Origin of the sequence: [Zimmermannella] faecalis ATCC 13722 (assembly GCF_000381765.1) — a bacterium.
In the GTDB taxonomy this organism is placed as follows: domain Bacteria; phylum Actinomycetota; class Actinomycetes; order Actinomycetales; family Microbacteriaceae; genus Gulosibacter; species Gulosibacter faecalis.
Genome location: NZ_KB907074.1, coordinates 88,383 through 110,589 on the forward strand (window position 1 = coordinate 88,383; position 22,207 = coordinate 110,589).

Sequence of the window (22,207 nt, forward strand, 5' to 3'; positions counted from 1 at the left end):
GTCACGCACGCGCCATATCGCGTCACATTCGTTCGATTCCCTAGAACCGAACGATCATCCAGGCAAGCAGTGCGCTGAGTGCGGTGACGCCGCCCAGCACGAGGTGGGTCCACTTCTCGAGTACGAGCACGGCAATGTATTCGCGCAGCACAGCCGAGGGAAAGTAGTCCCTCGCGGTCTTTGCGCCGACGACCTGCGCGTCGATGCGGAGCCTGCGCGAGAGCATCGCCGCGCGGAACGCGTGGTAGTCGTTCGTCGCGACGAGCAACTGCTCTCCTCGGCCCTCGCGACGCAAGAGGTCGAGGCTGAACCGCAGGTTTTCGTCGGTGTTCGTCGAGGCGGCCTCGGCGCGCACGAGCGAGCGCTCGGCGCCGTGTTCGATCGCGTAGCGGGCCATCGCCTCGCCCTCGGCGACCTGTTCGTCGTCACCCTTGCCGCCCGAGCAGATGAGCACGGGGCGGCGACCTTCGGCGAGTTCCTGCCGCTGCGCCTCGAGTCCGCGGTCGATACGGGCAGCGAGCAGCGGCGGCACGCGATCGCCGAACACCTTCGAACCGAGCACGACGACCGCGTCGAACCCCGCTCGAGGCCGCAGACGTGCGAAGACCTGGCCGTACCCGAGGAACGCGAAGAACACGAACGCGAGGTACGCGGTGAGGCCGAGGGCAGCAACCGTTACGACGATGAGCCAGCCGACCTGCAGTAGCACCGCGACGACGAAGACCGCGGCAACACCGATCACTCCCACGACCGCCGCGATGCCGAGCAGGTTCGACACGGTGCGGCCCTCGCGGCGCAGCGTCGTCATGCCGGCGACGAGCAGATAGCCCGCAAACCACAGGGTCGCGCCGAGCAGGGCGATCGCGCCCAGCAGGCCGAGCCCCAGCCCAGCCACCGGCAGGAGTGACGCGAGCCCGAGCAACAACGCGAACCCGAGATACACGATGCCACCGAGCGCGAGCACCGCGGCGCTCATGCGTCGCGGCTCACCGTCGCGGGCACCTGCGGCGCGCGCGGTGTCGGGGTCGCGGGCATCGATTAGGCGGAGGTCTGCTGCCCAGCCGCTCACGCCACGCGAGCTGAAAATGAGGATCGCGAGGATGGCGACGACCGCCCACGTGTGCGCGAGCCACGCGGTGACGGGAACCTCGAGAGTGGAGAGCGCGATGAGCACGAAGTAGGTGCCGCCGCCAGCGATGAAGCGGATGAGCGTGCGAGCGACCCCGGGCGATGCGCCGTCGGTCTGCACGACCCGAAGGTAGGCGAGCCGCTGGCCGAACGTCGCGCCGATTGCGGCGGGCACGACGAAGTACGCGAGTGTGGCAGACACGACAACGGTGCCCGCATACACCCAGTCGATGTGTGCGTGGAGCGGCATGGTTTCAAACGTCGCCGGGTACGCGAGGGCGAGAGCGAGATCGAACGATAGCGGAAGACCGAAGCCGACCCCGAACACCGTCACGGCATCGACTGCGCCCGCGACCAGCCGCCGACCGGCCGTGACCCTGGCGGGTTCGTGCGGATCGTGGCGGTGCTGTCCCGGCACCCGCGCGAGTAGCGGGGCAAGCGCGCAACCAATGAGCGCCCCGACCGTGTTCGCGAGCAGATCGACGACGTCGAAGGGCCCGGAAGCGCTCGGGTTGAGGCCGAAGACGCCCGTGACCTGCGTCGTCTCGATCGCGAGCGACACCGCGACGCCGATGGCGACCGTGGTGACGACGCGCGCTCCGAAGAGATAGCGGACGAGCGCCCCGAACGGTATGAAGGCGGCGACGCCGATGGCGACGTGCTCGAGGAGGTCGGAGTCAGGCGGCGGGAAGATCGTGAGCACCCGCAGCGCCGCGAAGTACACGACCCCGGCCGCGCTGATGAGCGCGTGGCCGGGGCCGGTTACCCCTCGTCGATTACTCCAGCCCACATAGGGGATGAGTACGACGGGGAGGAGCAACGCGCCGAAGAACAGCGCGAGCAGCGCGGGTGCCTCCACTAGTAGCGGTCGCGGCCCCCGCCACCGCCTCGGCCACCGCGGTAGCCGCCACGGCCGCCGCTGTTGCGACCGCCGTATCCGCCGCCGCCGTACCCGCCACCGCCGCCGCGTCCGCCGCGGAAGTCGTCGTCACGCTTGCGGCTCTTGCGAGGCCCGTTGTCGGGGCGAATGTCGATCGTCTGACCGGCGACGCGAATCGCGCCCAGTCGGTCGAGGTCGTCGCGCGAAAGGCCGCGGGGCAGCTCGACGATCGTGAACGCCGGGAAGATGTTGATCGCGCCGATGTCGTCGCGCCCGAGCCCGCCCTCGTTCGCGAGCGCGCCGACGATCTGACGCGGCTCGACACGGTGGCGTTTGCCGACCTCGATGCGGTACGCGGTGAGGTTCTGGTTCGACTCGCGGCGCTCGCGGCGGCCTGAGTCGCGGCGGTCGCCCCGGTCACCACGGTCGCGCTCGCCGCGGCCGCCGAACTCGGGGAGGTTCTGCATGGGGTCGTCGTTCGGGTCGAGCAGCAGCGGGTCGTCGCCCTGCGAGACGACCGCGAGTGCGGCGGCGACGTCGGCCTCGGGCACGTCGTGGTGGCGCACGTAGTGGTCGATGATGTCGCGGAAGGCGGCGATACGGTCGGTCTCTTCGAGGGCGTTCGTGATCGCCTCGTCGAAGCGGCTCAGGCGTGTCTCGTTGATGTCGGCGACCGAGGGGAGACGCATCTGCTCCATCGGCTGGCGCGTGACGCGCTCGATGTGGTTGAGCAGGCGGCGCTCGCGCGGCGTGACGAAGCTGATCGCGGCGCCCGTGCGGCCTGCGCGGCCGGTGCGGCCGATGCGGTGCACGTACGACTCGGGGTCGGTCGGAATGTCGAAGTTCACGACGTGGGTGATGCGGTCGACGTCGAGGCCGCGCGCGGCGACGTCGGTCGCGACGAGCACGTCGAGCTTGCCCGACTTCAGATCGCTCACGAGGCGCTCGCGCTGGTTCTGCGCGATGTCGCCGTTGATCGCGCTCGCCGAAATACCGCGGGCACGGAGCTTGTCGGCGAGCTGTTCGGTCTCGCTCTTCGTGCGCACGAACGCGATGAGGCCCTCGTACTCCTCCACCTCGAGGATGCGCGTGAGCGCGTCGACCTTCTGGTGGTAGGGCACGACGAGGTAGCGCTGCGAGATGTTCTTCGACGTCTGCGTCGTCGACTTCACCGTGATCTCGGCGGCGTCGTTGAGGTACTGCTGCGAGATGCGGCGAATCTGCGGCGGCATCGTCGCCGAGAAGAGGGCGACCTGCTTTTCGGCGGGCGTGTCGGCGAGGATCGTCTCGACGTCCTCCGCGAAGCCCATCTTCAGCATCTCGTCGGCCTCGTCGAGCACGAGGAACTTGATCTCAGAGAGGTCGAGGCTGCCGCGCTTGAGGTGATCCATGATGCGGCCGGGCGTGCCGACGACGACATCGACGCCGCGGCGCAGCGAGCTGAGCTGGGCGCCGTACGGCGCGCCGCCGTAGATCGGCACCATGCGCACGTCGGGCACCTTCGTCGCATAGCTCTCGAAGGCCTCGGCGACCTGCAGTGCGAGTTCACGGGTGGGGGAGAGCACGAGCGCCTGCGGCTTGTGGGCGCCGCCGTGGATGCGCGAGAGCACGGGGAGCGCGAATGCCGCGGTCTTGCCCGTTCCGGTCTGCGCGAGCCCGACGACGTCGCGCCCCTCGAGCAGCACGGGGATCGTCGCCGCCTGGATCGGGGAGGGGGTCTCGTACCCGATCTCGCGGATTGCTTCGAGGACGGGCTCCGAGAGGCCGAGCTCGGCGAAGGTGGGCTGGTCGGTCTCGGGGGCGTCGTGCGCCTCAGGGTTCTGGCTATCTACGCGAGGCGTCATGGGGTAAAGCCTACCGTGGAGCGGCCCTCCGCCCGGCGTGTGGGGCCGATCTGCGACGAGTTCGAGGCAACCTTCGGTTTTTCGGAATAGCTTCGGGCGAAGCCGCGTTCCAACTCCATGTAAACGCATACATCAATCCAATTGAGGAGAACGCCATGCAGTTCGGCATCATGTCCGTGAGCGACGTCACCCGCAATCCGGTCACCGGCGAGACGCCGAGCGAGGCCGAGCGCATCCGTGCCGCGATCGAGATCGCGAAGAAGACCGAAGAGGTCGGGCTCGACGTCTTCGCGATCGGCGAGCACCACAACCCGCCCTTCTTCTCCTCCTCACCGACGACGCTGCTCGCGGCGATCGCAGCGCAGACTGAGAAGCTCATCCTCACCACCTCGACGACGCTCATCACGACAAACGACCCGGTGCGCATCGCCGAGGAGTACGCCATGCTGCAGCACGTCGCCGACGGCCGGATGGACCTCATGCTCGGCCGCGGGAACACCGCACCCGTGTACCCGTGGTTCGGGCAGGACATCCGCCAGGGGCTGCCGCTCGCGCTCGAGAACTACAACCTCCTGCACCGCCTCTGGCGCGAAGACGTCGTGAACTGGTCGGGGAAGTTCCGCGGGCCGCTCAACGGCTTCACGTCGACGCCGCGCCCCCTCGACGACGTGCCTCCGTTCGTGTGGCATGGCTCGATTCGTACGCCCGAAGTCGCCGAGCAGGCCGCGTTCTATGGCAACGGCTACTTCGCGAACTTCATCTTCTGGCCGCCCGAGCACTCGCTGCGCCTCGCGAACTTCTACCGCGAGCGCTTCGAGCACTACGGTCACGGCACGAAGAAGGACGCCATCGTCGGCCTCGGCGGGCAGGCGTTCATCGCGAAGAAGTCGCAGGACGCGTACCGCGAGTTCCGCCCCTACTTCGACGAGGCGCCGGTCTACGGCAACGGGCCGTCGCTCGAGCAGTTCTCGCAGGCGACCCCGCTCGCCGTCGGCAGCGTGCAGGAGGTCATCGACAAGATCCTCGGCTTCCACGACCTCTTCGGCGACTACCAGCGCCAGCTGTTCCTGCAAGACCACGCGGGGCTTCCGCTCGGCATGGTGCTCGACCAGCTCGAACTGCTCGGTGGCGAGGTGATCCCGGTCGTGCGCAAGGAGCTCGAGGGCCGGCGTGACCCCGAGTCGGCCCCGGCGCCGACGCACGAGCTGCTCGTGCAGAAGAAGTACGGTGACGGCCCGGTTCGCCAGCCCCGGCCGCAGGCGAACCGCGGCGACAACGTCACGGGCGGCTCGCCCTACCTCGACACCGATGAGGTCACGGCCGCCCGCGAGGCCGAATAGCGCGACCGGCGCGGGAAGGTTCCTCCCGGAATCTTCGCGCGCCGATTCGCGTTGCACGTTGCAGAAGAGTTGAGAGGACTATTTCCGTCATGACCGAAACCCCGAGCCCCAGCACCGAGCGCTTCCGCGTCGTCGTCGTGAACGCGGGCACATCGAACCCGTCGTCGACCGCGATGCTCGCCGACCGCGTGGTCGAAGAGCTCACGCGCCTCGCCGATTCGTCGGGGGCCGAACTCGAGGTTGCGGCGATCGGGCTGCGCGACCTCGCGCAGGAGATCGGCAACGGGCTGGTGACGGGCCTTCGGGGTGAGGGCCTCGAGCGCGCGAGTGAGCTGCTTGCCGAAGCCGACGCGGTCATCGCCGCGACGCCGGTCTATAAGGCCGAGGCCTCGGGCCTGTTCAGCGGGTTCTTTCAGGTGCTCGACCGCGACCTGCTCATCGGCACGCCCGTCGTGCTCGGCGCGACCGCCGGTACGAGCCGGCACGCCCTCGTAATCGACGGACAGATGCGCTCGCAGTTCGCGTACCTGCGCGCACTCGTGACTCCGACGTCGCTATTCGCCGCGACGGAAGACTGGAACGATCCGGCCTTCGCGAGCCGCTTCCGCCGCGCCGCGGGCGAGCTGTGGCTGCTCATGGAATCGCGCTTCGCGAAGCGCCTGCGCGAAACGAACTGGGACACGTACCAGCACGACTTCGGCAGTGCGAAGAGCTCCGGGAACGACGAGATCGATCTTTCGAGCGACCTCATGCGCCTCGCCGCTGGCGGCACGCTGAGCTAGCGACCCGAGCGCTTCGTGCCCCGCATCGGCAGGGCGGTCAGCGGATCATCGGGCCAGGGATGCTTCGGGTAGCGTCCGCGCATCTCGGCCCGAACCTGCGCATACGGACCCGCCCAGAACGAGGCGAGGTCGTCGGTCACGGCGAGCGGCCGCCGGGCCGGACTGAGCAGGTGTAGCAGCACCGGCACCCGGCCCTCGGCGATGCGCGGCGTTTCGACAAGGCCGAAGCACTCCTGCAGCTTCACCGCGAGCACCGGCGGGCCGTCGTCGCCCACCTCCGGATACTGCAGTTGCACGCGCGACCCCGTCGGTACCTCGAGCGATTCGGGCGCGAGCTCATCGAGTCGGCCCGCCTCGGGCCAGGGGAGGAGCCGCCGCAGCGGGTCGAGCAGGTCGATCGCACTCGCCGCGGTGCCGCCCGCGAGCCGATCGAGTTCGGGCACGAACCACTCGTCGAGCCGCGCGAGGAGCGCCCGGTCGTCAACGTCGGGCCAGGGGGCTCCGAGCACGCGGTGCAGCAGCGCGAGCCGACGCCGGAGCCTGGCGGCCGCATCGCGCCACGTGAGCATCCCGAGCCCGGTGCGCGCGATTTCGCGGGCGACGCAGTCGCGTGCCGCGGCCTCGTCGGGCCGCTGCGGTGACTCGCGCAGCACAATCGCGCCGAGCAGCTCCCGGTGGCTCGCCCGCACACGACCGCCCTCCCACCGGGTGTCGACCTCCTCGTGCAGGAGCGTCTCGGCGGCCGCCAGCGCGGTTGCCTCATCGATCGGAATCGCCTGGCGGATCACCGCCCCCGACCCGTCGCGCGTCGTCGCGCGGGCAACCTCGGCAACCGCGAGCCACGGCTGGCCCGCGAGCGGACTCCCGGGCGGGATCGTCGCGCCGGTGCCCGAGGCGAGCTGATACCCGCCGCCGCGGGCTCGCGCGAGGCGTTCGGGATACGCGAGGGCGACAAACTGTGCGAGCCCCGCGTCGTCGCTCATCCGGTCGCCCGCGCCCGCGCCGGTGCGCTCGGGCACGAGCGACGCGAGCCGCTTCGCGTCGGCCCGCCAGCGGGCGCCGGCACCACCGTGTTCGGCGCGCAGGTCGCGCAGCAGCTTCGCGAGGTCGGCGCCCGGGGCGCGGCGGTCAGATTCGAGCGCGGCCGCGTACTCGGCGGCCCGGCGCGGCCCGAGGTCGCGCGCCGAATCGACGAGCGCGCGGGCAATGCGGGGATGCGCGGGGATCGTCGCGAGCCGGCGGCCGAGTGGGGTGATGCCCCGGTCGTCGAGCGCGCCGAGGCTTCGCAGCGTCGTCTGCGCTCGCCGCAGGGCCGCCGCGGGTGGTGCCTCGGGCAGGGGGAGGTCGGCCCTGTCGGGGGTGCCCCACGCCGCGAGCGTGAGGGCCATGGGCGCGAGGTCGGCGGTCTCGATCTCGGGTGTCGCCTCGCGCGGCAGGCGCGCCCAGTCGAGTTCGGCGAGGCAGCGGATGGCCGTGCCCGGTCCCACGCGCGCCGCGCGCCCCGCGCGCTGGGTCGCGGCCGCGCGCGAGACCGACACCGTCACGAGCTGCGGCATGTCGCGGGCAAGGTCGACGCGGGGCTCGCGCGCGAGCCCGGAGTCGACGACCAGCCGCACGTCGGGCACCGTGAGCGAGGTCTCGGCGATCGAGGTCGCGACGATCACGCGGCCCCGTCCGGTCGGGCGCAGCACCCGCTGCTGCTCCGCGAGCGAAAGCGATCCCGTGAGCGGCGCCGCATCCATGCCGCGAGCGCGCAGGCCCGTCACCACCGCATCCACCTCGCGGCCGCCCGGCACGAACACGAGCGCGCTCGCGGCCGGGTCGGTCAGGGCCGAGAACGCGTCGGCGGTCACCCGAGTGACGTGGTCGAGGAACCCGCGCGTGACGCCGCGCGCGTCGAGCGCGGGCGCGTCGCGGGGCGGCGGCGCCCAGCGCACCTCGAGCGGATGCGGCGCGACCTCCACCTCGCACACCTCGGCGTCGAGCAACGTCGCCCACCGCTCCGCATCGAGGGTCGCCGACATCGCGACGAGACGCAGGTCGTCGCGCAGCTGGGCAACCTCGCCGAGGAGCCCAACCGCGAGGTCGCCGTCGAGCGAGCGCTCGTGCACCTCGTCGAGCACGACCGCGGCGACGCCCGGAAGTTCCGGGTCGGCGAGCAGTCGGCGCACGAGCAGCCCCGCCGTCACGAACTCGATGCGGGCGCCGCGCTCGAGCTTGCGCTCGCCACGCACCGAGTAGCCGACGAGCTCGCCGAGCGGCGTGCCCGTGAGCTCGGCGAGCCGAGCGGCTGCCGCGCGCGTCGCGACCCGGCGCGGCTGCGTCACGACCACACGCGAGCCGGCGCCCACGAGCTCCGCGACGGCGGGAGGAACGACGGTCGTCTTGCCCGAACCGGGCGGGGCCGCGACCACGGCGCGCGAGCCCGGTTCCGCGAGCGAGGCGCCGAGCTGCCCGACGAGCCCGGCCGCGGGAAGGCCACGGCCGATGCGAACGAGATCGAAAGGCGTGTCCTGCGGCATCCGCCCGATCGTAACAACGCGCATCCGCCTCGCGGGTGATGTCGATACATCTCGCGCCACTCGATCGCGGCGGATGCGCGTGCCACAGTTGAGGAGCGACGCCTCACGCCGCAGCGGGGCGCGCGTTCCTCGTTGTGAAAGGACCCCCTGTGGACATCTTTGCTGGCGCGCTCGGCGTCATCATCCTCGTCGTGGTGATCGCCGTCGCGATCATCGCGCTCATCGTCTTCATCATTATTTCCCGCACCTGGTATCGCACGGCCGCCGCCGACGAGGCCCTCGTGATCACCGGCAAGGCGAAACGGGGCCAAGAGCACTCGAAGATCGAGGTGATCTCGGGTGGTGGCCTCTTCGTGAACCCGTTCACGCAGCGCTCGTCGAAGCTCTCGCTGCGCTCGCGGTCGATCGAGATCAAGCCGACCGCGCAGGCGGCGAACGGTGTCACGGTTGACGTTGAGGGCATCGCGCTCGTCAAGGTCGGTTCGGCGCCCGAGGCGATCCGTCGCGCCGCCGAGCGCTTCCTTTCGCAGGACCGCGCGATCGAGGCCTTCACGACTGAGGTGCTCGAGGGTGCGCTGCGCGGCGTCGTCGCGACGCTCACCGTTGAGACGCTCATGAAAGACCGCAAGGCGCTCGCCGAGCAGATCGCCGAGGGTATTGAGGCCGACCTCGAGCGCCAGGGCCTCGTGCTCGACTCGTTCCAGATTCTCGGCATCACCGATCAGGGCGGCTACATCGAGGCGCTCGGTGCACAGGAGCTCCAGCGCGTGCACCGCGAGGCCGACACCGCGAAGATCGACGCCGAGCGTGCCGTCGCGAAGCGCCAGATCGAGACGAACACCGAAACCCTCTACGAGCGCACCGCGTTCCAGGAGTCCGAGGCTGCCGCGAAGGCGAAGGTTGGCCGCGCGAACGCGGAGGCTGAGCAGGCCGAGGCGCTGCGCCGTGCCGAGCTCCAGCAGGCCGTGCTCGAGCAGGAGGCGCAGAACAAGCAGTCGCAGCTCGACGCCGAGGTGAAGAAGGTCGCCGACGCGACCCTCTACGAGCAGGAACGCCGTGCCGACGCCACCGCGTACCAGCAGAGCAAGGAGGCCGAGACCCGCAAGCTCGTCTCGGAGGCCGACGCGGCCGCCCGCACGACCGCGGCCCGCGGTGAGGCCGTTGCCCGCACGACGGCCGCCGAGGCCGAGGCGACCGCTCGCCGCGCGAAGGCGGACGCCGACGCGCACGCCCGCCGGGTCGAAGCCGAGGCGGAGGCCGAAGCGATCCGCAAGGCCGGTGAGGCTGAGGCGGCCTCGCAGCTCGCCCTCGGTGAGGCGGTAGAGAAGCACGAGCAGGCGCTCATCACGCAGCGCCTCATCGACCAGCTCGTGCCGATGGTTGCCGAGTTCGCGAAGGCGCAGCAGGCGATCGACGGCTACACCGTCATCACGACCGACGGTGGCGCTCAGCACCAGGTCGCCGAGTCGGCCGCGACGATGCGCGCGCCGTTCGACGCGATTAAGAACGCGACGGGCATCGACCTTGGCGCGCTCATTCAGTCGAGCGTTGAGGGCGAGCGCACGGGCGACGCACTCGCGCGGGGCATGCGCGGCGCGGCGCCGGCGGCTCCGGCAGCTCCGAAACAGGGCGGCGAAACCGCCGAGTAGTCCAACGAACTGATAACGGCCCGCGCCAATTTGTGGTGCGGGCCGTTTTCTTCAGACGAAGCGCAAGCAGGCGGTGCTTGAATCGCGCTATGACCACTTTGCACACGATTTCACCGACCGGATTGCGTGGCGGGCCGACGCTGCTGTTGCTGCACGGGTTCGGCGCGAATGAGCAGGATCTGTTCGGGCTCATCAGCCCCCTCGACGTGCCGCCGAACTGGGACATTCTTTCGATTCGCGCCCCGCTGCCGGTGCCGCAGATGACGGGCGCCGCGTGGTTCCCGTTCGACGCGAAAACGAAGCGTGGCCACATCAGCGAGGAGCTCGACGCGCTCGACGACGAGGCGATCGCGAAGTCGCTCGAGCTGCTGCTCGCGACGCTCGATGAGAAGCTGCCGAAGGGCAAGATCGTACCGATCGGGTTCTCGCAGGGCGCGGTCATGGCCGCCGAACTCATGCGCGCGCGACCCGAGCGGGTACCCGCGGCAGTGCTGCTGTCGGGCTTCGTGCTGCCGACCGAGAAGAGCTCCGTAGAGTCCGATCAGCGCCTCACCGAGCTTGACTGCCCCGTGTTCTTCGGCTGGGGCGAGCAGGACGACTCGTCGATCTCACGCGCCGCGTTCAAGCTCACCGAGGAGTGGCTGCGCACGCACACGCGCGCGACGATCCACCGGTACCCGGAGCTCGGCCACGAGGTGTCGATGGAAGAGCTTCGTGACGTGCGCGGCTTCCTCGAAGGAATCCACGTGCGCTAACCCGCATCGCGGGTCTCGAGCCTGCTCGAGCCGTCGTCGAGTTGCCGCACCTCGATGTGGGTGGGAATCCGTTCGTGCATCGAGGTGACGTGGCTGATGACGCCGACGGTACGGCCGGATGCGCGCAGGTGGTCGAGCGTGCGCATCGCGGTCTCGAGGGTTTCGGCGTCGAGCGAGCCGAAGCCCTCGTCGATGAACAGGGTGTCGAGGCTGATGCCGCCGGCCTGCGCCGACACGACGTCGGCGAGTCCGAGCGCGAGCGCGAGCGAAACGAGGAACGTTTCGCCGCCCGAGAGTGACTGCGGCGTGCGGCTGATGCCCGTGTAGATGTCGGCGACCTCGAGGCCGAGGCCCGACTGGGCGCCCCGCCGGGCGAGGGAGTCGTCGCGCACGAGCGAGTAGCGGTTTGCGGTGATCTCGCCGAGCCGAACGTTCGCGGCCTGCACGATCTCTTCGAGGTGCGCCGCGAGCACGTACGCCTCAAGGTTCAGCTTGCGGGCGTTGTCGCCACGCAGCTCACCCGCGAGCTGCTGGCGAAGGCGCGCCCGGGCGAGTGTCGAGCTCGCGCCCTGCAGCAACTTGCGGCCGCGGGCGATCGCGGCGTCGATGGAGGCGCGCCGGGAGGTCGCGGCGCCGTGGGCGCGCTGCGCCTCGCCGAGGGCGTCGGCGGCCAGCCGCGCGGCCTCGCGGGCAGGCTCGATCTCGACGGGTGCGTCGGGTAGGTGCTGCAGCTCGGGCTCGGCGAGCGTCTTGCGGGCGCCGTCAAGGCCCGAATCGTGGGCGCGGCGGCGCTCGGTGAGCTCGCCGCGCGCTTGATCGGAGAGCGCAGCGGCGCGGGCCTGCGCCTCGTCGGCAAACTCGCTTGCCACGAGTCGCTCGGCCGCACGCGTTGCCGCGTCGCGGGCGGCGTCTGCCGCGGCGTCGGCGGCGCGCTGCGTAGCGATCGTCGCCGCGAGGGCGTCGGCCACTGATTCGGTCATCTCGCGGCGCGTGCGGACGTTGTCGAACTCGCCGCGGAGCGCCCGCTGCTGTGATGTGAGGGATCTGAGCTCGGATACGGCGGCCGCCGACGCGGCGAGTTGCGTGTCGACGCGGGCGGTGAGTTCCACCTCACGCACGGCGTCGTCGGCGTCGCGGGCCTCGAGCTTGGCGGCCGCCTCGCGGGTCGTCGCGAGCTTCTCCGTGGCGCGTTGCAGCTGTTCCGCGTGGTCGCGTGCCTCGCGATGGCGGGCGGCGGCCTCGTCGGGGGTGAGTCCCGAAGCGTCGCCGGTTCGCTTCGCGAGGGTCGTCGAGATCGCGTCGTAGGCCTCGCGCGCGGCCGTATCGACGTCCTTCGCCGCCTGGACGGCGAGGGAGGACGCGTCGAGATCGGCATCGGTGACGGGCGCGCCCGCGGGCTCGGCGGGGGCAGGATGCGTCGTCGAGCCGCAGACGGCGCAGGGTTCGCCGGGCGTGAGCCTGCTCGCGAGCTCGGCGGCGCTGCCCTCGAGCCGACGCGCGATGAGCTCGCGGTCGCGTTCGGACGCACGGGTGAGCGCCTCGGCGGCCCGCTCGCGCTCGGCGAGTGCCTGCTCGGCCCGCTCGCGGAGCTTTGCGGCATCCTGCGCCGCGGCGAGCTGCGCCGCGAGGGCCGAGACGCGCGTGTTTGCGGCTTCGAGCTGCTCGGCCTTGGCCTCGAGCTCCGCCACGGTTCGTTCGAAGGCGCGAAGCTGCTCTGGTCGGCCCCCGCGGGCGGCGCGGAGCTCGGCGAGCTGGGTGCGGGTGGCCTCGAGTGCACGCTCGGTGTCGGTCACCTCGTGCTGTGCTTCATCGACCCGCTGGTCGATGGACTCGCCGGCGCGAAGGGTGCCGAGGTGTTCACGCAGTTGCTCGAGGACGGCGGTGCACGTTGGCAGGTCGGCGCCCGATGCGACAGGCTCGCGCAGCTCGGCTGCGTCGTCGCGCGCGAGTCGCGCGTCGAGGGCCGCGGCGGCGGCCTCGTGCGCCCGAACGCCGTCGGCTCGGGCCCGCTCGGCGCGTGCGTGCGCCTCGAGGACGGGCATGAGGGGAGATGCGAGCCGGTCGCGACGCAACGGTTCGTCGACCTCGCGGACGATCGCGTCGCGTTCGGCCTCGAGGCGTTCGAGCTGCGCGGTCGCCGCCGCGCGGCGCTGCTGACGTTCGAGCTGGCGTTCAAGCTCGCGCAACCGCTTGGCCGCGGCATCGCTCGCCGTGCGCGCTGACTCGAGTTCGGCCTCCGACCTCATGACCTCGGCGGCGACTTCCGTCGCCAGGCTGGTGAGGGATTCCTCGGTGACGGCCGCGTCGTCGTCGCCGAGTTCGAGTTCGCGAGCGATCGCCCGCAGTGATTGCTGCAGGTCATGCAATTCCTGCGCGGCGGCACGGGAACGCTCCTGCGCGAGCTCGCGCAGGTCGCGGTAGTGCTGCGTGCGGAACAGCTTGCGGAGCAGCTCCTGCCGGCCCTGCGAATCGGCGTGCAGGAAGCGTTGGAAGTCGCCCTGCGCGAGGAGCACGACCTGAAAGAACTCGTCGCCAGTGAGCGGGAAAATGCGCGCGAGCTCCTCGGCGACAACACCCGCCTTCGTCGCGACGCCGATCCAATCGTCGGCAACCGCATCCCAGCGGTCGAGTTGTTGGGTCGCCGCCTGCGTCGTCGTGCCCTCGCCGGCCCGCTTCTTGCGGCGCTCGTATTCGGGGGAACGCGCGATGCGGTACCGCTCGCCGCCGTGCTCGAACTCGAGGGTGACGTCAGTCGGGTCGTCGAGGCTCGCGAACGTGCTGCGCACTCGGCCCACTGAGCCGTCATAGCGCGGCACGCTGCCGTAGAGCGCGAAGGCGATCGCGTCGAGCACGGTCGATTTGCCGGCGCCCGTCTTGCCGGTGATGAGAAAGAGGCCGTCGTCGGCGAGGCCGGCGAAATCGATGGTCTGGGCGTCGCGGTACGGGCCGAAGCCGCGGAACGCGAGCTGGAGCATCCTCATCGCTGCGCCTCCTTCGAGCGTGCCTCGGTGAGCAGGTCGTCGAGTTCGCGCAGTTCGGCCGGGGTCGCCGCCTCGCCGCGCACGAACTCGATGAATCCGCGCAGACGCTGCTCGTCGCTCGTGTGCTCGGCGAGCAGCTCGAGGTGCGCGGTCGCGTTCGCGCTGACATTCGGTGGGTCGTATTCGAGATGCACCGCGTGGGGGAACCTCGTGCGAAGGCGGCGCATCGCGTCGATCGGCCGCGCCGCGTCGGTCAGCTGCGCTTGCACCCAATCGCCCTCGGCGGCGGCCGCGTCGTCGTCGTGCAGCAGGGCTTCGAGTTCACCGCGCAGCCGGGCGAGCGCCCTCGGTACGGGGAGATCGAGCCACCGTGCTCCGGCAAAACCGTCGCCGTCGAGGTCGACGAGCCACACGCCGCGCGGGGCACCCGCCTCGCTAAAGGAGTAGTGCAGCGGCGCGCCCGAGTACCGCACGCGCTCGGTCAACTCGACGTGCGAGTGAATGTGCCCGAGCGCGACGTAGTCGAAGCCGTCGAAGAGCGACGTGGGCACGACGTCGATGCCGCCGGCCGTGAGGTCGCGCTCGATGTCGTCGCCGGGGGTCGTCTCGGGCACCCCGGCGGCGAAGCAGTGTGCGAGCACGAGCGTGCGGTCGCCGTCGGCGCCGTTCGCCTCGACGTCGGCGCGGACGGCGTCGGTCGCCCAGCGCAGCGCGTCTTCTTGGGTGCGCACCGCCTCGGCGCCTGGGAGATGACGAACGAGCGCCGGCTCGAGGTAGGGGATGGGGTAGCAGCGCACCGTGCCGTGCGAATCGTGGAGCTCGACCGGTGCCACGGGCTGCGCCGGGTCGGCCGAGATATGGATGCCCGCGAGTCGCGCCCACGCGGCCGGGAAGCGCAGGCGTGCGGCGGAGTCGTGGTTGCCGCTCGACACGACGACCACGGCGCCCGTCGCACGCAGCCGCTGCAGGGCGTCGGAAAGGAAGTCGAAGGCACCGGCCGCCGGCGCCGCGGAGTCGAAGATGTCGCCAGCGACGACGACGACATCGACCCCGTGCTCGGGCACGAAGTCGGTCAGGGCGCGGAGCACCGTGTCGAGGTGCTCGAGAGTCGACTCACCGTGAAAGGTGCGGCCGATGTGCCAGTCAGAGGTGTGCAGGATGCGCATGCTCGCAGGCTAGCGCGAGCCTACGACACGCTCCTCGCGCACGCCGACGAGCCGCCGGGCCTGGGTGACGAGGAACCACACGAGCAGCACGAACAACACGGCATCGGCGCCGATATAGAAGTAGTGGGTGAGCGAGCCTCCCTCGCCACCTGCCAGCACTTCGTTCGTGTGTCGGGCGAGCAAAGGGCGAATAATTGTGAACTTCACGGCGAACACCGCGACAACACTGATCGCGAGCCACCATGAGCGGCGATCCGCCCGGCCACGCCAGAGTGCAATGACGAGCACGAGCGCAATGACGAGTTCGGTGAAGTTCATCGCGAGGAACACGAGCCGGCCGATCCCGAGCCCGAGCGGAATCGTGATGCCGGGCGCCTGAAACTTCAGCGGCGCCTCGATGAGGTCAATGGCGATGATGAGGCCGAGCCACACGGCCGGAAGGATGAGTCGCAGGGCCTGCCACACTCGAATCGACATGGCATAACTCTACGCCTTGTCGAGATCTGGAGCCGGTCGCGTTACGCGCCCGGCGCCGTTACAAAGTCGATGAGTTCCTCGACGCGGCCGATCACCGACGGCTCGAGGTCGTTCCAGTTGCGTACCTGGCCGAGGATGCGCTGCCAGGCGCGCGCGATGTCGGCCTGCTCCTCGTGCGGCCAGCCAAGGTGCGCGCAGATGCCGTGCTTCCACGACTGCCCGCGCGGGATGTACGGCCACTCGCGCATCCCGAGCCGCTCGGGTCGCACCGCTTGCCACACGTCGATATAGGGATGCCCGAGCACGAGCACGCAGTCGCTCCCGAACTGGCGCATGATGCCATCGGCGATGCGGGTCTCTTTCGAACCTGCGACGAGGTGGTCGAGCAGGATGCCCGCGCGGCGCTCGCCGCCTGGGGCGAACTCGCGCAGTACCTCCTCGAGGTGGTCGGCACCCTCGAGATACTCGACCGCGACGCCCTCGATGCGCAGGTCGTGCCCCCACACCTTCTCGACGAGCTCGGCGTCGTGGCGGCCCTCGACGAAGATGCGCCCGGCTCGAGCGACGCGGGCTCGCGCCCCCTCGACGTACACCGAGCCCGAGGCGCTCCGGGAAGGTGTCTTGGATCGCGGCGCGCCGAACTTCAGGGTGACGGCGCCGTCGTCGTCGAAGAACAGGCCGTGCCGAGGGAACTTGCGCTGCGCGCCGTCGGCGTCACGCAGGGTCACCGTCTCGCGGTCGGCGCCGACGAGTTGACCGAAGAACTCGGTGCCGGGATCTTCGAGCCACATCCCCTTGCGAGCGGCGACCGGCCGCGGTCCCTTCGGGCGGCGCGATTCGCGCATCCGGGCAATCGGGTCGTTGTCGTACCGGTCGTCCATAATGACCGTGAGTTTACTGGCCCGCGCCCACCTTCCTTGTTTCGGCGTGCGCTAAGCTGATTGCTCTCATCGAGCAGGAGGAATACATGTCGCAGAACGACGAGCGCGACCTGAATCAGGCCCGCGGCAACGCCGACGCGTCAGCAGAGCAGTCGTCGACGATGTCGTTCACGGGAGACTTCAGCGCCCAGCTCGCCGCACTCATTGCGGGTGGCGTCTCGAAGGAGGAGATGGACTCGATCGGCGCGCTGCCGTCGGGTTCGGCCCTGCTCATCGTTCGCCGGGGGAGCAATGTCGGTGCGCGGTTCCTGCTCGACACAGACCTGCAGATCGCCGGGCGTCACCCGAACGCCGAGATCTTCCTCGACGACGTGACCGTCTCGCGCCGTCACGCCGAGTTCACGCGCACGGGTCGCACGTTCCAGGTGCGCGACCTCGGCTCGCTCAACGGCACGTACTACAACGGCGAGAGCATCAACCAGGCCCAGCTTTCGAATGGCGGCGAAGTACAGATCGGCAAGTACCGACTCACCTTCTACGCCTCGCCCCTCGACGTTCCCACCGCACAGTCGGCGCAGTAGCCCGTGGCCGCCTCAACCGCGGCTGCCGGGCCAGCTGGCTCGACACCGAAACTCTCGATTGGGCAGGTGCTGCAGCGCCTCGGCGCTGAGCATCCCGAGCTCACGCCTTCGAAGATTCGGTTTCTCGAGGAACAGGGGCTCGTGCATCCCGCGCGCACCGAGAAGGGCTACCGCAAGTACTCCGACCAAGACGTGCAGCGCATCCGCGTTGTGCTCTCGCTGCAGCGCGATCACTACCTCCCGCTCAAGGTGATCGGCGAGTACCTCGAGGCGGTCGACCGCGGCGAGTCGCCGAAGCTTCCGGGCGCTACCGCGGCGTCGCGCCAGCCCGCCGAATCGAATCCCGCGGCCGCCCTCGGGATTCTCGAGACGGGGCTCGAGCTGCGGCGCGACGAGCTGCTGCAGCGCTCGGGCGCCTCACGCGATCTGCTCGAGGCGGCGCACACCGCTGGCCTCATCGCGCGCGCCATGCGCTATGGCGAAGACGAGCTCGTCCTCCTCTCAACCCTCGTCGAGCTCGAGCAGTCGGGCATCCAGCCGCGCCACCTGCGCCCGTACCGCTCGGCGGCGCAGCACGATCTCGGCCTCGTCGAGCGCGCGATCACGCCGCTCAAGCGTGGCCGCGATGCGTCGGCGAAGGCCCGGGCCGACGCGAAGGCCGACGAGCTCGCCACCGCGCTCGAGCGAGTGCGCACGTCGCTGCTGCGGCAGGGTCTGCGCGACCGCCGCGGGTAACCGACGCGGCCGCAGATCACGGTTTGGTCTCACCCTCAACTTGAACTTGAGGGTTGCGGCGAGTCACCGCGCTAGTGCGCCGATCAATGACACGATTTCATCGTTGTAATTCGACCTCGATGAACGACGCGGGCTCGCCTACACTGGGATGAGCCGACCTTCATCTTGGATGTGCAATGCGCGACTTGCTCGGCGAGCCGCGCCCGCGCGTCTGAGGCGAAGCGTAAGACTGACTGCAACGCACTTGCGCGACATCGCGCACACAGCAGACCGGCACGGCTCGGTTGGAAAGGGACACGCCATGGGCGCACGCGAAGATGCAGACGGGCAGCCGTTGCACGGAGAGCTGCTGTTCACCGACGGGCTTCCCGACCTCGACCCGAACCTCGGGTACCGCGGCGCCGTTGCCGCACGGGTCGCGGGCATCACGTATCGACAGCTCGACTACTGGGCACGCACGCAGCTCGTCGAGCCGACCATCAAGAATGCGTCGGGCTCGGGGTCGCAGCGGCTGTACTCGTTCCGCGACATCCTCGTACTGAAGCTCGTGAAGCGCCTGCTTGAGACGGGCATTTCGCTGCAGCAGATTCGCGTCGCCGTCGAGCAGCTCCACGACGCCGGCATTACCGACCTCGCGCAGACGACCCTCATGTCCGATGGCGCGAGCGTCTACCTCTGCACCTCAAACGACCAGGTCATCGACCTCGTGCAGCGCGGCCAGGGCGTCTTCGGCATCTTCGTCGGCCAGGTGCTCCGCGAGGTTGAGACGAACCTCGTCGACATCGAGACCGAGCAGGCCGAGCCCGAAGACGAGCTCGCGGCGCGTCGCCGGAAGCGCGTCAGCTAACCAATTTCTTTCCCGAGATCGCGAACTTGTATGAATCGTTCGCGATCTCGGCGTTTTCCCTGGGGGCCGACACAACGCTGTGACGGCGCGTTCCAATTCGTGTGTACAGCTTGTTAACTCCGGGCCTTCAGCGGGTTACTGTGATTCCACCCAGACAACGAAGTACAGCCACTTCCGAGACCCGGAAGAGTGAGGGGAAGCGTGTTCAAGAAGGTACTCGTCGCGAACCGCGGTGAAATTGCAATTCGCGGATTCCGTGCCGCCGTCGAACTCGGAGCGAAGACGGTTGCCGTCTACCCGTTCGAAGACCGGAATTCGCTCCACCGCCTCAAGGCCGACGAGGCCTACGAGATTGGCTCAGAGGGGTCGCCCGTTCAGGCGTACCTCAACATCGATGAGATTATTCGCGTCGCGAAGCTCTCGGGGGCCGACGCGATTTACCCGGGCTACGGGTTCCTGTCAGAGAACGCCGACTTCGCGAAGGCCTGCGCCGACAACGGCATCAAGTTCATTGGTCCGTCGCAGACCGTACTCGCCTCGGCGGGCAACAAGGTGCACGCGAAGGAGCAAGCAATCGCCGCGGGCGTGCCCGTGCTCGCCTCGAGCGAGCCCTCGACCGACATCGAGGCGCTCATCGCGGCGGCCGACGAGATCGGCTACCCCGTGTTCGCAAAGGCGGTCGCGGGCGGTGGCGGTCGCGGCATGCGCCGCGTCGAGCGCAAGGAAGACCTCCGCGACGCGCTCGAGTCGGCAATGAACGAGGCGAAGAGCGCGTTCGGCGACGCCACGATGTTCATCGAGCAGGCCGTGCTGCGCCCGCGCCACATCGAGGTGCAAGTGCTCGCCGACGAGTCGGGTTCGACCGTGCACCTGTTCGAGCGTGACTGCTCGGTGCAGCGACGCCACCAGAAGGTCATCGAGATCGCCCCCGCCCCGAACCTCGACCAGGGCATCCGCGACGCGATCTACCGCGACGCCGTGAAGTTCGCCGAGTCGATCGACTACGTCAATGCCGGCACCGTCGAGTTCCTCGTCGACACCGAGGGTGACCGCGCGGGCCAGCACGTGTTCATCGAGATGAACCCGCGCATTCAGGTCGAGCACACCGTCACCGAAGAAATCACCGACGTCGACCTCGTGCAGTCGCAGATGCGCATCGCGTCGGGCGAGACCCTCGAAGAGCTCGGGCTCACGCAGCCGACGATTCAGCGGCGCGGATACGCGATCCAGGCGCGCATCACGACCGAAGACCCCTCGCAGGGATTCCGCCCCGACTCAGGCACGATCACCGCCTACCGGTCGGCGGGTGGCTCGGGCATCCGCATCGACGGCGGCACGGTCGCGACGGGTGCCGAGGTGCTGCCCTACTTCGACTCGCTGCTGCTCAAGCTCATCGCGCACGGAAGCGACTTCCAGACCGCGGTGCGCCGCGCGCTGCGCGCCCTGCGAGAATTCCGCATCCGCGGCATCGCGACGAACATCCCCTTCATCGAGAAGGTGCTCGCCGACCCCACCTTCATCGCGGGGGAGGTCTCGACCGACTTCATCGAGAAGCGACCCGAGCTGCTGCAGTACCGCAAGTCGGCGAACCGCGGCACGAAGATTCTCAACTGGCTCGCCGACGTCACCGTCAACAAGCCGAACGGTGAGCGCCCCGGCGACCTGCAGCCGAAGGTGAAGCTTCCCGCCCTCGGCGAGGCCGAGGCGCCCGCGGGGGAGCGGCAGCTCCTGCGCGAACTCGGCCCCGAGGCCTGGGCGAAGCGCCTGCGCGACGACACGCAGTTGCGCGTCACCGACACGACGTTCCGCGACGCGCACCAGTCGCTGCTCGCGACTCGCGTGCGAACCGCCGACCTGCTCGAAGCAGCCCCGTTCGTGTCGCGCCAGCTGCCGCAGCTGCTCTCGGTCGAGGCGTGGGGCGGCGCGACCTACGACGTGGCGCTGCGGTTCCTCGGGGAAGACCCGTGGGCCCGTCTCGCGCAGCTCAGCGAGGCGATGCCGAACCTCCCGATCCAGATGCTGCTGCGCGGGCGCAACACCGTTGGGTACACGCCGTACCCGACGAAGCTCACCGACGCGTTCGTGCGCGAGGCGGCCGAGACGGGCGTCGACATTTTCCGCATCTTCGACGCGCTCAATGACGTCGAGCAGATGCGCCCCGCGATCGAGGCCGTGCGCGCGACCGGCACGACCGTCGCCGAGGTTGCGATGTGCTACACCGGCAACCTGCTCGACCCGAACGAGTCGCTCTACACGCTCGACTACTACCTCGAGCTCGCCGACCGTATCGTCGACGCCGGGGCGCACGTGCTCGCGATCAAGGACATGGCCGGCCTGCTGCGGCCCGCAGCAGCGGCGAAGCTCGTCACGGCGCTGCGCGAACGCTTCGACCTGCCCGTGCACCTCCACACGCACGACACGGCGGGCGGCCAGCTTGCGACGCTCGTCGCCGCGGCGAGCGCCGGGGTCGACGCCGTCGACGTCGCGGCCGCGCCCATGTCGGGCACGACGAGCCAGGTGTCGATGAGCGCGCTCGTCGCCGCCCTCGCGAACACCGAGCGCGACACCGGCATCGACCTCGAGGCCGTCACCGACCTCGAGCCGTACTGGGAGGCCGTGCGCGCGATCTACCGCCCGTTCGAGTCGGGCCTGCCGTCGCCCACGGGTCGCGTCTACCGCCACGAGATTCCCGGCGGGCAGCTGTCGAACCTGCGCCAGCAGGCGATCGCCCTCGGCCTCGCGAACGACTTCGAGCGCATCGAAGACATGTACGAGGCCGCCGACCGGATCCTCGGCCGACTGCCGAAGGTGACGCCGTCGTCGAAGGTCGTGGGTGACCTCGCCCTCCACCTTGTCGCGGTGAACGCCGACCCGAAGGACTTCGAGGAACACCCCGAGAACTACGACGTGCCCGCGTCGGTCATCGGGTTCCTCGCGGGCGAGCTCGGCGACCTGCCCGGCGGCTGGCCGGAACCGTTCCGCACGAAGGCGCTGCGCGGCCAGAACCCCAACGTCGACGTGAAGCCACTCACGGCGGCCGACGAGGCCGCCCTCGATGCCGACTCGGCGACGCGTCGCGCGGCACTGAACCGGCTGCTCTTCCCACAGCCCACGGCGATCTTCGATGACATTCGCGACCTGTTCGGCGACCTCTCGATGGTCGACACGCTCGACTACCTCTACGGCCTCGAGCCGGGCGAGGAGTACCGGGTGCAGCTCGAGCGCGGCGTCGACCTGTTCATCACGCTCGAGGCGATCGGCGAGCCCGACGAGTCGGGTACCCGCACCGTCATGGCGACCCTGAACGGCCAGCTGCGCCCCGTGCTCGTGCGCGATCGGAGCATCAAGGTCGAGGAGGTCGAGCGCGAGAAGGCCGACCCATCGAACGCCGGCCACGTTGCCGCGCCGTTCTCGGGCACCGTCACGGTGCGCATTGAGGAGGGCCAGCACGTCGAGCAGGGCGATCAGATCGCAACGATCGAGGCCATGAAGATGGAGGCGGCGATCACCGCCGGGTGCGCGGGTACGATTGACCGGGTGGTGCTCCAGGCACCGCAGTCGGTTGACAACGGCGACCTCGTTGCCGTCATCCGACCCGACGACTCCACCGGGGTGTGACGAGCGACTCGTAGGCGCGCA

15 protein-coding genes are annotated in these 22,207 nt (G+C 69.7%); 8 read left to right on the forward strand and 7 right to left on the reverse strand.

From position 1 onward, the window contains the following. Positions 1 to 40: 40 nt before the first annotated feature. Entirely contained in the window at positions 41 to 1,987 is a 1,947-nt protein-coding gene (locus G328_RS15570; RefSeq protein WP_019617367.1) for an ElyC/SanA/YdcF family protein, read from the reverse strand. Further along, positions 1,987 to 3,852 (reverse strand): DEAD/DEAH box helicase, encoded by a 1,866-nt coding sequence (locus tag G328_RS0100440; RefSeq protein WP_019617368.1) that lies wholly within the window; start codon positions 3,850 to 3,852, stop codon positions 1,987 to 1,989. Before G328_RS0100440 ends, G328_RS15570 begins: the two co-directional genes overlap by 1 nt. Before the next feature lie 155 nt (positions 3,853 to 4,007). Here G328_RS0100440 and G328_RS0100445 point away from each other — a divergent pair, with 155 nt between their 5' ends. Both G328_RS0100445 and G328_RS0100450 read left to right on the forward strand, forming a co-directional pair. After that, the gene (locus G328_RS0100445; protein ID WP_019617369.1) at positions 4,008 to 5,192 is read left to right on the forward strand and encodes a CE1758 family FMN-dependent luciferase-like monooxygenase; all 1,185 of its coding nucleotides are present in this window, start codon (positions 4,008 to 4,010) and stop codon (positions 5,190 to 5,192) included. 89 nt (positions 5,193 to 5,281) lie between these two features. Next, the gene (locus G328_RS0100450) at positions 5,282 to 5,974 is read left to right on the forward strand and encodes a CE1759 family FMN reductase (RefSeq protein ID WP_019617370.1); all 693 of its coding nucleotides are present in this window, start codon (positions 5,282 to 5,284) and stop codon (positions 5,972 to 5,974) included. Here G328_RS0100450 and hrpB read toward each other — a convergent pair. Beyond that, positions 5,971 to 8,496: an ATP-dependent helicase HrpB gene (hrpB, locus tag G328_RS0100455; protein WP_019617371.1), complete on the reverse strand. Its 2,526-nt coding sequence runs from the start codon at positions 8,494 to 8,496 to the stop codon at positions 5,971 to 5,973. The two genes, G328_RS0100450 and hrpB, sit on opposite strands and share 4 nt — an antisense overlap. 149 nt (positions 8,497 to 8,645) lie before the next feature. Here hrpB and G328_RS13540 point away from each other — a divergent pair, with 149 nt between their 5' ends. Together G328_RS13540 and G328_RS0100465 are read left to right on the forward strand one after the other, a co-directional pair. Further along, positions 8,646 to 10,145 carry an SPFH domain-containing protein gene (locus G328_RS13540; protein WP_019617372.1) on the forward strand — a complete coding sequence of 500 codons (1,500 nt, stop codon included), beginning with the start codon at positions 8,646 to 8,648 and terminating at the stop codon, positions 10,143 to 10,145. 89 nt (positions 10,146 to 10,234) lie between these two features. Then, positions 10,235 to 10,900 carry an alpha/beta hydrolase gene (locus tag G328_RS0100465; RefSeq protein ID WP_040904430.1) on the forward strand — a complete coding sequence of 222 codons (666 nt, stop codon included), beginning with the start codon at positions 10,235 to 10,237 and terminating at the stop codon, positions 10,898 to 10,900. On the opposite strand, the gene G328_RS0100470 is transcribed toward G328_RS0100465, so the two are convergent. From G328_RS0100470 to G328_RS0100485, 4 genes are read right to left on the reverse strand one after another with little or no spacing between them, the layout of a single operon-like run. Next, on the reverse strand, positions 10,897 to 13,881 hold the full coding sequence (locus G328_RS0100470) for an AAA family ATPase (protein WP_083919492.1): 2,985 nt from the start codon (positions 13,879 to 13,881) through the stop codon (positions 10,897 to 10,899). The genes G328_RS0100465 and G328_RS0100470 overlap by 4 nt on opposite strands. Further along, the gene (locus tag G328_RS0100475) at positions 13,878 to 15,047 is read right to left on the reverse strand and encodes an exonuclease SbcCD subunit D (protein WP_019617375.1); all 1,170 of its coding nucleotides are present in this window, start codon (positions 15,045 to 15,047) and stop codon (positions 13,878 to 13,880) included. Before G328_RS0100475 ends, G328_RS0100470 begins: the two co-directional genes overlap by 4 nt. Positions 15,048 to 15,056: 9 nt before the next feature. After that, positions 15,057 to 15,524, reverse strand: coding sequence for a hypothetical protein (locus tag G328_RS0100480; RefSeq protein WP_019617376.1), 468 nt, complete (start codon positions 15,522 to 15,524; stop codon positions 15,057 to 15,059). 41 nt (positions 15,525 to 15,565) lie between these two features. After that, positions 15,566 to 16,405, reverse strand: a complete 840-nt coding sequence (locus tag G328_RS0100485) for a DUF3097 family protein (protein WP_019617377.1) — start codon at positions 16,403 to 16,405, stop codon at positions 15,566 to 15,568. A gap of 86 nt (positions 16,406 to 16,491) precedes the next feature. On the opposite strand from G328_RS0100485, the gene G328_RS0100490 reads away from it, so the two are divergent. The 4 genes from G328_RS0100490 (at position 16,492) to G328_RS0100505 (ending at position 22,186) form a co-directional block, all read left to right on the forward strand. Then, the gene (locus G328_RS0100490) at positions 16,492 to 16,986 is read left to right on the forward strand and encodes an FHA domain-containing protein (protein ID WP_019617378.1); all 495 of its coding nucleotides are present in this window, start codon (positions 16,492 to 16,494) and stop codon (positions 16,984 to 16,986) included. Positions 16,987 to 16,989: 3 nt separating this feature from the next. Further along, complete coding sequence (gene ftsR, locus G328_RS0100495; RefSeq protein ID WP_026339534.1) at positions 16,990 to 17,721, forward strand: transcriptional regulator FtsR; 732 nt, start codon at positions 16,990 to 16,992, stop codon at positions 17,719 to 17,721. A gap of 301 nt (positions 17,722 to 18,022) precedes the next feature. Further along, positions 18,023 to 18,568: a MerR family transcriptional regulator gene (locus G328_RS0100500; RefSeq protein ID WP_019617380.1), complete on the forward strand. Its 546-nt coding sequence runs from the start codon at positions 18,023 to 18,025 to the stop codon at positions 18,566 to 18,568. A 201-nt stretch (positions 18,569 to 18,769) separates the two neighbouring features. Further along, a complete protein-coding gene (locus tag G328_RS0100505) occupies positions 18,770 to 22,186 on the forward strand; it encodes a pyruvate carboxylase (RefSeq protein ID WP_019617381.1) in 3,417 nt (1,138 codons plus the stop codon). Positions 22,187 to 22,207: the final 21 nt, after the last annotated feature.